Here is a 10,923-nt window from a genome sequence, read left to right on the forward strand (position 1 = left end):
GGAGTAGAAAATAATTTTTTCTTAATAAGAGGTTTTTATTATGGATAATCGTCCCATTGGATTGTTAGACTCGGGTGTTGGCGGCTTTACAGTTGTTAAAAAAGTAATTGAAAAGTTGCCTCACGAATCTACTGTTTTTATTGGTGATAGTGCCAATATGCCTTATGGTGATAAAAGTCGTGAACGAATTATTGAACTTACACGCCGAAGTGTGAAGTTTTTATTGCAAAAGAAAGTAAAGTTGATTATCTTTGCCTGCAACACAGCTACTGCAGTAGCAATGCCAACTTTGCAAAATGAAGTTGAACAACAAGTTATCGGGGTTATTCAATCAGGTAGTTTAGCTGCGGCTAGAACGACTAAAAATAAAAAAGTCGCAGTAGTAGCAACTCCGGTAACGATTAACTCACATGCATATCAAAAAGAAATTAAATTCAGAGATCCTGATATCAAGGTGATGGAAGTTGCAGCGCCAGAGCTTGCTCCACTCATTGAAAGTCAAAAGGATTATGATACAAACTTAGCAGCGGTAAAACGCAGTATTGCCCCACTTAAAGGTCAAGATTTTGATACTTTTGTTTTGGGCTGTACGCATTATCCACTAATTCAAAATGAATTTGCGGAAGCATTAGGTGATAAGATTCAAATCGTAGATCCTGCTGATCAAGTAGCACAATATACTTTTAATGTTATGCGGCGTGATGGTTTATTTAGTTCATCTGATCAAGCTGGAAAACATGAATACTACACCACTGGAGATCCTGATAAATTCTCAGAAATGGGGAGAAGATTTTTAGGACAAGCAGATTTGACTAGTCATCAAGTAGATACGAGGAATTTATAATGACTAAGGAAATTTTATTTGCGACTGGCAATCAAGGAAAAGCTAAGGAATTAAAGGAAGCTTTTAAAAGAGCTGGAGTGGATGTTGAAATTAAAACTAATGCAGATTTAGATAATCCGCCTCATCCAATTGAAAGTGGAAGAACATTTGAAGCAAATGCCAAGATTAAAGCTCATGAGTTAGCAGAATTTTCAGGATTACCAACAATTGCGGATGATTCAGGCTTAATGGTTGATGCATTAAATGGTGAACCTGGCGTAAGAAGTGCTCGTTATGCTGGTGAAGCTCATAATGATGCCAAGAATAATGCCAAGTTGTTGGCTAATTTAGGCGGTGTACCTGATGAAAAGAGAACGGCCAAGTTTTGGACGACGATCGTTGTTTCAATGCCAGGTGAGTTTGATAAAGATCTAGTTGTTTCAGGTACTTGTTCAGGCCGGATCCTTGCTGCACCACGCGGTGAAGATGGATTTGGTTATGATCCACTGTTCTTTATTCCTGAAAAGGGTAAGACTTTTGCACAAATGACAACAGATGAGAAAAATGAAATCTCTCATCGTGGTAATGCAGTGAGAAAATTGTTGCAAGAATTGCCTGATTGGCTAAAACAATTCAATTAAAAAAGTGTTTAGAATTTTTCGTTCTAAACACTTTTTTCTATGCGCTAGTTTTGATTGTACTAGCAGTTGTTGCAAATTTAATATCATTTTTTTGCAAAGCTTGAATGTATTTACCTAAATATAAATTTTTAACTATCGATTGCTTTTCAGGTTTTACCTTAAAATAAACGCCATAGGTAACTGTGCGTCCATTTTGCCCAGTAACCCCAATAATTGAAGGGCCAGAAGAAACGGTGCCTTTTTCAGGTTTAATTGATTTATTAACCTCTTTAATAATTTTGGTGATATGACTAAAGTCATTGTCTGCATCTAATTCAAGATTAATAGTTAGTCCAATAGCATTATGGGCCAGATTTTGTACAATCGTAATATTGCGGTTAGGAATGTAAATTATTGAACCATCTGATGCTTTTAATCGAGTGGTTCTAAGACCTAATTGATCTACAGTACCGACTTGACCATTAATGGAAACTGTATCGCCGACATCAAATTGGTCTTCACTTAAAATGAAGAAGCCGTTAACTAAATCACTCACAAAACCTTGGGCCCCCATACCTAAGGCAAGAGAGAAAATTCCGGCACTGGCTAATAAAGTTCCCACTGGCACGCCGATAATGGATAAAATACCGAAAAGATAAAAGAATATCAAGGTATATTGAAAGATACTGTTGATTAAAGCAGTAATTGTTTTAGTCCTTTTATTTCTAATTGTATTGTGTCTAGCCAAGTAGTTGTTAATTATCTTGTGACCAAAGTGGGATAAAAGGTAAAAGATTAGGGTAGTAATGGCTAGTTGCCAAATAATTGATAGAAAATTTTGCCCAATTTTGTCCCAATTGAACTGAATTTTATGCATACTGAAATGAGTAGGTAATGTGGGTATTTTCATAAATAGTTTTATAATATCCTTTCTTGAATTTAATAGGTTATAATAAAAGAATAACAAGACATTAATTGAGAATAAAGTATATTCATGCTAGACTTTTTTTAGATGGTATATGGAGGTAGAAGTTAGAAGATGACAATTTCTTATGGTGCTTTAGCAGGTTTAATTGCCGCAATTGCATTCTTAATTTTAGTATTATTTACGATCCCTATGCTTATTCGTACAGCAAAAGTTTTGAAAGAAACAAGTGCTACTATTCAGACAACTAATGAATCAATGAAGAAGCTTTCTGAAGATATGGATGGTCTGATGGATCAAACTCATAATTTATTAGATCAAACTAACGACCTAATGATCGATGTTAATGGTAAAATGAAGACGTTGGATCCAGTAGTAAAAGCTGCTGCTGATTTGGGTGAGAGCGTATCAGAATTGAATGATTCATCAAAGAAGATCGCTAAACGCTTTAGTAGCAATCATTTTAGTCACGCTGGTCTTGTTTCTTCAATTGCGGCTACTGCTTTTGCAAGACGCAGACGCCGTAGAGGTGAAAATTAATAAAGGAGGATTTCACTATGAAAAAATTTGCAAGTTTCGTATTAGGTGCTGTAGCTGGTTGTGCAGCAGGCTTTATTGCAGGTTCATTACTTGTTAGTGATGAACAAGTTGATGATGTTAAGAACAAGATTAAAGACAACGATAAACTTCAGGATTTGAAGAAGAAGTACGACAATGGTACTGAAATCGTTAAGAATCAATTAGCTTCATTCCCAAAGAACGTTGAAGATGATTCAGAATTAAAGGACTTCGATGACATCGTTATTGATGATTCAAACAAGGACAATGATGTTGCTGATGGCGATAACGCAGAAAAATCAGTTGATGATTTGAACAATGCTGAAAATGACAATACTGCCTCAACTCCAGATAATTCAGAAGAATAATCAATTATTCATCGCAAAATAAAAAGCTGACGTCATGTCAGCTTTTTTTGCGTCTAAATTTTAGATTAATCTCTAACAGGGATAATCTTCAAGTCTTTATTGGTATGTGTAAATGTCTTAAAACCATCCTTGGTTACGACACCACAGTCTTCAATTCTTACTCCAGCAAAGCCAGGGATGTAGATACCTGGTTCAATGGAGAAGCACATCCCCTCTTCAAGAACTAAATCATTGCCTTGAACGATTGATGGATATTCGTGGACATTTTTACCGATACCGTGGCCTAAACGGTGAATGAAGTATTCGCCATAGCCGGCTTTAGTAATGATATCACGAGCAACGCTATCAAGTTCTTCAGCAGTAATACCAGGCTTAGCAGCTTCAATTGCGGCTTGTTGTGCTTCGCGGTCAACTTCGTAAATTTCACGTTGCTTGTCTGATGGCGTACCATAAGCGACTGTTCTACTTGAGTCAGATGCGTAACCATCATGCATAGTACCTAAGTCGAATAAAACTAATTCGTTAGGTTGAACAGTGTTCATAGTTGGACCAAGGTGTGGGTTAGCTGCGTTCTTACCAGCTTGGACGATCGTTTCAAAACTTTCGTGCATTACGCCTTTTTGAATCTTTAATTGGTAATCAATTTGACCAGCGATACTTCTTTCAGTCACACCGGTTCTGATTGCATCAAAACCAATTTGAAAGGCAAAATCAGCTTCGGCACCAGCGCCTTGTAATTTTTTAATTTCTTCTGGTGTCTTGTAAAGACGAAGTCTTTCAATGAATGAAGAAACATCATTAGTAAAACTTGCATTTGGAAATTCGCCGCGCAGGTATTGGTAATGAGCAACGGAAAGATCGTCTTTTTCGATAGCCCAGGTGTGAGTATCTTTAGTTCTCTTTCTTACGTTGTTGGCGATTACTTCCCATGGATCTTCTGAATCAAGGTAACCAAAAACATCACCGTTCCATTCAGAATCTTTTGCTTCTTCTACATTTAAAGCAGGGCAGAAAATAAAAGGATCTGCATCTTTAAATACGAGCAAAGCAAAGATACGTTCATGAGGATCCATAGAATATCCCGTGAAATAAGAAATAGTAATTGGGTTAGAAATGTATGCAATATCATTGTTTGAATCTTGCAGCCATTGTTGTAATTTATCTAAGTTCATAAATAGCCTCTTTTTTTGTTAGTTTAGTGTCAGTATATCATGTTTTTGTATGAAAAAATGAAAGAAAAGCTGTAAACGTTTGCACTTAGAGCAAAATAATGATAAATTAAGGTGAAGGATTTTTCGGAAGGACTGAGAATAAGCAATGCATAAACAAGAAGTTACAATTTATGATGTTGCTCGAGAAGCTAAGGTGTCTATGGCGACAGTTTCTCGTGTTGTTAACGGCAATAATAATGTGAGAAAAGAGACACGTGATCGTGTTCTTGAAGTAATTAAAAGATTACACTATCAACCAAATGCTGTAGCGCAAGGTTTAGCATCTAAGCGTACCACTACAGTAGGGTTAATCGTCCCAGATTTGACTAATTTATATTTTGCAGAATTATCTAAGGGTATTGATGATATTGCACTTTTATACAAGTATAACATTATCATTACCAGTATTGAAAATCGTTTGATGAAGGAAGATCAAGTAATTCAAAGTTTGCTTAATAAGCAAGTAGATGGCGTGATCTACATGTCAAACCGTTTGCCAAACGAAGCTGCAGAAGCATTTAAGAGAACTAATACTCCAGTAGTATTAGCTGGGACTAAGGATAATCGCGATGAGTTTGCATCCGTAACTATTGATTATAAGAAAGCTGATACCGAAGCATTGAATTTATTAATGCACGATGGCAAGAAGAACTTGGCACTCGTGGTTGGTGATGAAGATGCAGTGGTAAATGGTGAAAATAGAATTCCAGCATACAAAGACTTTATCAAAGAGAATAATCTGGGTGAACCACATGTTTACACCGGGGTTAAGGATTATTCAGATGGTTACAATTTATACCCACAACTCGTTAAAGATGGTATCGATGGTGTAATTGTTACCCGTGATATTTCATCTGTTGGTATTTTGAACTCAGCCATGGATGCAGGCAAGAAGATACCAGAGGATTTGGAAATTGTTACTGCAAGTGCAACTCAACTTGCTTCTGTTGTTCGTCCAGCCTTGACTACAATCAAGCAGCCACTTTATGATATGGGTGCGGTAGCTATGAGAATGTTAACTAAGTTGATGAATAATGAAGAAGTTGACGAAACTCATATTGAATTGCCATATGAATTAGTTAAAAAACAAAGTACTTTAAATCAATAAAAAGTATCAAAAAAAGAAGTAGTTGATAAAAACTGCTTTTTTTTAATTTAGTGAATAATTTGATTAATTTGTTTTCGCTTTTGCCAATAAGTTGATGTGAAGATTAATTTATTAGGATTGAAAGTCAATAAAACTAAGTTCGTGTATTTGCTTACTCGTGGCAAGTTGTTATATTGCTGAAAAGCTTTTTTATTGAAAAAGCCGTAGAAAAGTATTTGATCAGCCTTAATCCAACCTTTCTTGGTGTAAAGCCACATGTTCTTAGGACCGCCATTAAAGTTTTGAATTTTAAATAATGTGTTAGCAGGCAAGAATTTCTTTGTTTTTGCTTGATTGTCAGGATAACTATAAATTGCTACTTTAGTGTTAGGCTTAGCAATTATTTTTTTATTTTCATAAGGTGCAATATCATTACGGCGTAAATCTAAGTTGACGAATTCCGCTGAAATAAAAGTTTTTTCTGCTATCTGATAGTATAATTTGTTGTCGACTCGCACGCCGTAAGTTACATTAACTTTTTGGTTAGGTCGAACGTATTTCTTTTCCTTAATTCGGACATAGGGATTCATCATAGTAGGGGTCTTAGTTTTACCAAAATAGATTCCTGTTCGATTGATAGCATATTTTTTAGTACCACTTTTGGCTAATTTATATTTAAACCCAGTAGCGGGGAAGTTGGTAACGACTCCATCGACATTACGATTAATTAACCAATGCCAAAGAGCAGGTGATTCATCCATTTCTGCCCAGACAAATAATTGTTTATGCAATTTGTGGAGCCAGTGAATTAAGAAGGGATGCTCTTGAACAATGTCAGAAGCGGCGTTTACGGCATTTACTTGAGGTAAAATACTGAAGTTAATGCGTTTTAAGCTACCTACAATGAAGATTAAATAAGCATCAGGCATTATTTTTCTAAAATGAAACAGACTTGCTGCAGAAAATGAATGAATCATGATACGTTTTTGCATATGATACTTCTTAACTACTGCAGCAATTTTATCTTCTAATTCGTAAGATGGGTTGATACTATGATCAATCTTGGTTTCTAAAACAAATTTGGCGCTAGGTTTATTTTTATAATGCTCAAATAATTCATTAAGCGACATTACGTGTTCGCCATTATCATACTTTAGCTGTTTAAGTGTCTCAAAGTTATTTTGTGATACAATTGCATGTGTATGAGTGACTCGCTCAAGGTCGTCATCATGAGAGATGACTAAAACTCCATCTTTGGAAAGTTGGAGATCGAGTTCGACGTAATCAGCACCGGAATTGAAGGCAGAATCATCAGACTGAATAGTTTCTTCAGGATACTTGATGGGATCGCCGCGGTGACCAACAACAGTAAAACCACTTGTTGTTAAAAAGATTAAGCTAAAAAAAAGAGCCCAAAATAGTTGGCTTTTAAATTTCATATGTGTACACCTCTATCGCATATTAACAATAGCATGGTTACACATTTTTTTCTATTTATAGTATGATTCTGTTATTCCAAAAGGGTGAAATTGATGGAACAATTGGATTTAATTGAAGAGATTACCAGAAATGATGGTAGTCGTTATTATGAAATTTCTAATATTGATCAAAATGGAATTGCTGAATTAGCGGTGGACCATGGTGAAATTAAAAAAGTACGGATATTACAGTTGAATATTCCGCGTACTACTGCATTAATTGAGTATGAAAAATATATCAATGATACTTATGATTTGCAGACATTGACTAATGAAGATGATTGGAAAAATCCTAAGTGGGTAGAATGGGATAAACCTAAAGGCAAAATTTTGGATGCTTATCACATGATATTGAAGGCCAATCGAATTGGATAGAAAGTGGTACAAAAATGGAAACTTTGCGAATTTTACATACTAATGATCTACACTCACATTTTGAACACTTTCCTAAAATTGGGCGCTATTTAAAAAAGGCTCAGGCAGATACTTCAGTTGATGAAGTTTATACTTTTGATGCCGGTGACTTTATGGATCGTTCGCATCCCTTAACCGATGCAACTGAAGGCCAAGCTAATATTAAATTAATGAATGGCTTTCACTATGATGCGATCACGATTGGCAACAATGAAGGAATATCTAATCCGCACTGGGTGTTAGAAAGATTGTTTGATCATGCTGATTTCCCAGTAATTTTGGCTAATTTGCGTGAAGAAGACGAATCCATGCCTAAATGGGCAGTGGGTCATAAAATTATTAAAACCAAGAAAAACACGCGAATTGCTTTAATCGGCCTTACTGCAGCATATCCCATGACTTATGGTCCTAATCACTGGCATGTCAAAATGCTAGGTCATGCAATGGATCAACAATTAGCTCAAATTAAGGATCAATATGATGTTTTGATTCTGATTACTCATGTAGGACTTAAGATGGACCGCTGGCTTGCCAAGAATTATCCGCAAATCGATCTGATCGTTGGTGGTCACAGTCATGATCTATTAGCTCATGGTGAAAAAGTTGAACATACTTGGATTACTCAAACTGGAAAATGGGGTAATTACGTTGGCGATATTCAGGTTGAACTCGAAAACCACCATGTAACTAAAATCGTACCTGATACGATTCCTACAGCTTCAATGCCAGAAATGCCAGAAGATGAGGCAGTTATTCAAGGCTACTATGATAAAGGTCAAAAACTTTTGTCTGAACATAAAGTAGCTAAGCTGCCTGAAAAATTTAATGATGACAAAATTGCGGCAGTTCAAGTTTCGCTTGATGCGATTGCTGATTTTGCCAAGACAGATTTAGCAATTTTGAGTTCAGGATTATTTTTGACCCCATTTAAGAGTGGAGTTTTAACTCAGTATGATTTGCAAAAGGCATTGCCACATCCTATGCATGTTGTGCGTTCTACCTTAAAAGGCAGCGATCTTTGGCGTTTAGTAATGGAAATTGAAAAGAATCGCCATTATTTGGATCATTTTCATTTGCAAGGGATGAGCTTTAGAGGCAAGATCTTTGGGCAAATGTATTACAAGGGAATTAAAGTAGATACTCGTAAGCGAATCGTTTATGCCAATGGTCATGAGATTGATCCAGAAGAAGAGTATCAAATCGCTTGCCTTGATCACTATGTATTAGTGCCATTCTTCCCGACTTTAGCTATTGTTGGTGAAAATGAATTCCTATTCCCTCAATTTTTGCGTGAAGTTGTTGGCAATTATTTAGCTAAAATATACCCACTATCATCGAGAAGTGAAGTAAATGACAGAAAAAAATAAAACTAATTCAGAAAAAAGCGCAGAGGAAAAAGTAAATAAATTTGAAGAAGAGCAGCCTTTGCGTCATCCGCTTGCTAACGTAGTACAGGATGGTAAAAGTATAAAAATTAATGATCAGTTATATACCATTGTCACTAATGAACGGGATGCGCTCGATCTAGAAATGCTCCGTAAAAAATATGATCCATTTTTGGATCAATATGATTATTTAGTAGGGGATGTTTCAAGTGACCACCTGCGCTTAAAAGGCTTTTATAAAGATGAAGCTCGCACTTCGATTGATAAAAAAGAGATGGCGATCGTAGATTATTTAACTGAATATTGTAATCCGGGTGGGCCGTATTTTATTTTGGAATTAACTAATCCTACTCATCATTATTCACATCAAAGACCGCGCAAACCGCATTATGAACGTGAACGTAATCGTAAGAATGATCGCTTCCACTCACGTCGACGTCACGGCAAGGGATATCGTAAAACTGAAAATAATCCATTCAAGAAGCGTCGAGTTCATCAAACCAAATTTAAAAAGAAGCAGTCAATTGCAGTCAAAAAAGAATTTGGACGTCATCATTCTTTTATTATTAAGAAAAGAAAGGAAAACTAGTGAAAGATTACCGGGTATTTTTAATTGACTTAGATGGGACAGTTTATCGTGGCAAGGATACTGTTGAATCAGGAGTAAGATTTGTTCATCGTTTAATTGAGCAAAAAAAAGATTATTTATTTTTAACCAATAATACGACTAGAACACCTCAAATGGTGGTCGATAAATTAAAGAGACACGGGGTAGAAACCGATACTGATCATATTTATACGCCAAGTATGGCGACAGCCAGTTATATTTTGAGTCAGAATAAAGATCATTCAAATAAAAAGATCGGTTTATACATCATTGGCGAAATCGGCTTATGGAGAGAGCTATTGCAGCATCCTGAATTTGAACTTAATGAGGAAAATCCTGATTACGTTATTGTCGGGATGGACAAGGATTTGACTTATCATAAAGTTCGTGTAGCCTCAAGAGCAATTAGACGCGGGGCTACTTTTATTGGTACTAATGCTGATATGAATTTGCCTACAGGGGATGAATTAATCCCAGGCAATGGATCTCAGTGCGTTTTTGTTGCAGCGGCTAGTGGGGTAGATCCGTTATACATTGGTAAACCAGAATCTATCATCGTAAAAAAGGCTTTAGCTAAAGTAGGATATTCTAAAGATGATGCCTTACTAGTAGGTGATAACTACGATACTGATATCAAAGCAGGTTTTAATAGTGATGTAGATCAATTATTAACTTTGACGGGTGTAACTCAAAAAGAAGATATTGTTGGCAAACGCCAACCAACGTATGTGGTTGATAACTTAGACGAATTCGAACTATGATTACAAAAGATAATTTTTTTGGACTGATATATCATTTTTTGTTTGCCATTTCGAGTAGTGTAGTGGGAGCTATTGTCGCTAGCTGGCCGCTTTTGTTTATTTTTATGCTGGTACAAAAGACATATGAGACTGTTCACATGTCTTTATTTCAAGTAATGCATAATTATAACCAGTTGATGATTTATTTGATCTGGCCCTTTAAAAAGCGGCTTAAAATGGATAATTTTCCCACATCCGCTAATGCAGCAGAACATTTTGCGGAATGTAAGCAATTATTCGTTTTTGCTGTACTCGTATTTATTGTTTGTTTAATGCTGTATTTTGTTTTTAAAAAGCGTAGAAAAAAAGCGCTGCTTAGCTTGGATAAATCTGCAGCACTTATTTTATTGTTATTGCCAATCGTAGTATTTCCTTTTGCAGTAACCAATTTTGATAGTTTTTTTGTAATTTTTCACCACATGTTGTTTAACAACAATGATTGGTTATTCGATCCGAATACTGATCCGATAATCAATGTGTTGACCGAAGGCTTTTTTGCATCTTGTTTTGCAGTAGCCGGGATTATTTACGAATTATATTTTGCTGAAAAGTTGTTACGAAGATAAAAGTGTCTGGGAAAAAACTAAATCCTAGGCCATGAAAAAAGAACGATGAAATTCTTCGCGAAAATCATCGTTCTTTTTCTA

13 protein-coding genes are annotated in these 10,923 nt (G+C 35.8%); 10 read left to right on the plus strand and 3 right to left on the minus strand.

The annotated features are described in order from the left end of the window. Nucleotides 1–40 precede the first annotated feature (40 nt). Both murI and JEM49_RS07445 read left to right on the plus strand, forming a co-directional pair. On the plus strand, nucleotides 41–844 hold the full coding sequence (gene murI / locus JEM49_RS07440) for a glutamate racemase (RefSeq protein ID WP_087176016.1): 804 nt from the start codon (nucleotides 41–43) through the stop codon (nucleotides 842–844). Next, the gene (locus JEM49_RS07445) at nucleotides 844–1,464 is read left to right on the plus strand and encodes an XTP/dITP diphosphatase (protein ID WP_025005175.1); all 621 of its coding nucleotides are present in this window, start codon (nucleotides 844–846) and stop codon (nucleotides 1,462–1,464) included. Before murI ends, JEM49_RS07445 begins: the two co-directional genes overlap by 1 nt. Nucleotides 1,465–1,501: 37 nt before the next feature. On the opposite strand, the gene JEM49_RS07450 is transcribed toward JEM49_RS07445, so the two are convergent. Further along, complete coding sequence (locus tag JEM49_RS07450) at nucleotides 1,502–2,353, minus strand: mechanosensitive ion channel family protein (RefSeq protein WP_025005174.1); 852 nt, start codon at nucleotides 2,351–2,353, stop codon at nucleotides 1,502–1,504. A 129-nt stretch (nucleotides 2,354–2,482) separates the two neighbouring features. Between JEM49_RS07450 and JEM49_RS07455 the strand changes: the two genes are divergently transcribed. Beyond that, nucleotides 2,483–2,908: a DUF948 domain-containing protein gene (locus JEM49_RS07455; RefSeq protein WP_003627742.1), complete on the plus strand. Its 426-nt coding sequence runs from the start codon at nucleotides 2,483–2,485 to the stop codon at nucleotides 2,906–2,908. Nucleotides 2,909–2,925: 17 nt separating this feature from the next. Next, on the plus strand, nucleotides 2,926–3,294 hold the full coding sequence (locus tag JEM49_RS07460; RefSeq protein ID WP_025005173.1) for a hypothetical protein: 369 nt from the start codon (nucleotides 2,926–2,928) through the stop codon (nucleotides 3,292–3,294). A gap of 65 nt (nucleotides 3,295–3,359) precedes the next feature. On the opposite strand, the gene JEM49_RS07465 is transcribed toward JEM49_RS07460, so the two are convergent. Continuing rightward, a complete protein-coding gene (locus JEM49_RS07465; protein ID WP_087176019.1) occupies nucleotides 3,360–4,466 on the minus strand; it encodes a M24 family metallopeptidase in 1,107 nt (368 codons plus the stop codon). Between the two features lie 145 nt (nucleotides 4,467–4,611). Between JEM49_RS07465 and JEM49_RS07470 the strand changes: the two genes are divergently transcribed. Then, nucleotides 4,612–5,613, plus strand: coding sequence for a substrate-binding domain-containing protein (locus JEM49_RS07470; protein WP_087176020.1), 1,002 nt, complete (start codon nucleotides 4,612–4,614; stop codon nucleotides 5,611–5,613). Nucleotides 5,614–5,660: 47 nt separating this feature from the next. Here the strand turns inward: JEM49_RS07470 and JEM49_RS07475 are convergent, their stop codons facing one another. Further along, a complete protein-coding gene (locus tag JEM49_RS07475) occupies nucleotides 5,661–7,031 on the minus strand; it encodes a glycerophosphodiester phosphodiesterase (protein ID WP_098044067.1) in 1,371 nt (456 codons plus the stop codon). Between the two features lie 93 nt (nucleotides 7,032–7,124). On the opposite strand from JEM49_RS07475, the gene JEM49_RS07480 reads away from it, so the two are divergent. The 5 genes from JEM49_RS07480 to JEM49_RS07500 are packed head-to-tail and all read left to right on the plus strand — an operon-like array spanning nucleotide 7,125 to nucleotide 10,842. After that, nucleotides 7,125–7,445 (plus strand): hypothetical protein, encoded by a 321-nt coding sequence (locus tag JEM49_RS07480; protein WP_025005169.1) that lies wholly within the window; start codon nucleotides 7,125–7,127, stop codon nucleotides 7,443–7,445. A 14-nt stretch (nucleotides 7,446–7,459) separates the two neighbouring features. Further along, nucleotides 7,460–8,851 carry a bifunctional metallophosphatase/5'-nucleotidase gene (locus JEM49_RS07485; protein ID WP_191335473.1) on the plus strand — a complete coding sequence of 464 codons (1,392 nt, stop codon included), beginning with the start codon at nucleotides 7,460–7,462 and terminating at the stop codon, nucleotides 8,849–8,851. Then, nucleotides 8,835–9,458, plus strand: coding sequence for a YutD family protein (locus tag JEM49_RS07490; protein WP_201874464.1), 624 nt, complete (start codon nucleotides 8,835–8,837; stop codon nucleotides 9,456–9,458). The genes JEM49_RS07485 and JEM49_RS07490 overlap by 17 nt, the downstream gene beginning before the upstream one ends. Further along, the gene (locus tag JEM49_RS07495; protein ID WP_025005166.1) at nucleotides 9,458–10,237 is read left to right on the plus strand and encodes a TIGR01457 family HAD-type hydrolase; all 780 of its coding nucleotides are present in this window, start codon (nucleotides 9,458–9,460) and stop codon (nucleotides 10,235–10,237) included. The genes JEM49_RS07490 and JEM49_RS07495 overlap by 1 nt, the downstream gene beginning before the upstream one ends. Further along, entirely contained in the window at nucleotides 10,234–10,842 is a 609-nt protein-coding gene (locus JEM49_RS07500) for a TIGR01906 family membrane protein (protein ID WP_025005165.1), read from the plus strand. The genes JEM49_RS07495 and JEM49_RS07500 overlap by 4 nt, the downstream gene beginning before the upstream one ends. The last annotated feature ends 81 nt before the right edge of the window (nucleotides 10,843–10,923 follow it).

The sequence above is a fragment of the Lactobacillus sp. A27 genome, from assembly GCF_016742815.1.
Taxonomy (GTDB): Bacteria; Bacillota; Bacilli; order Lactobacillales; family Lactobacillaceae; genus Lactobacillus; species Lactobacillus gallinarum.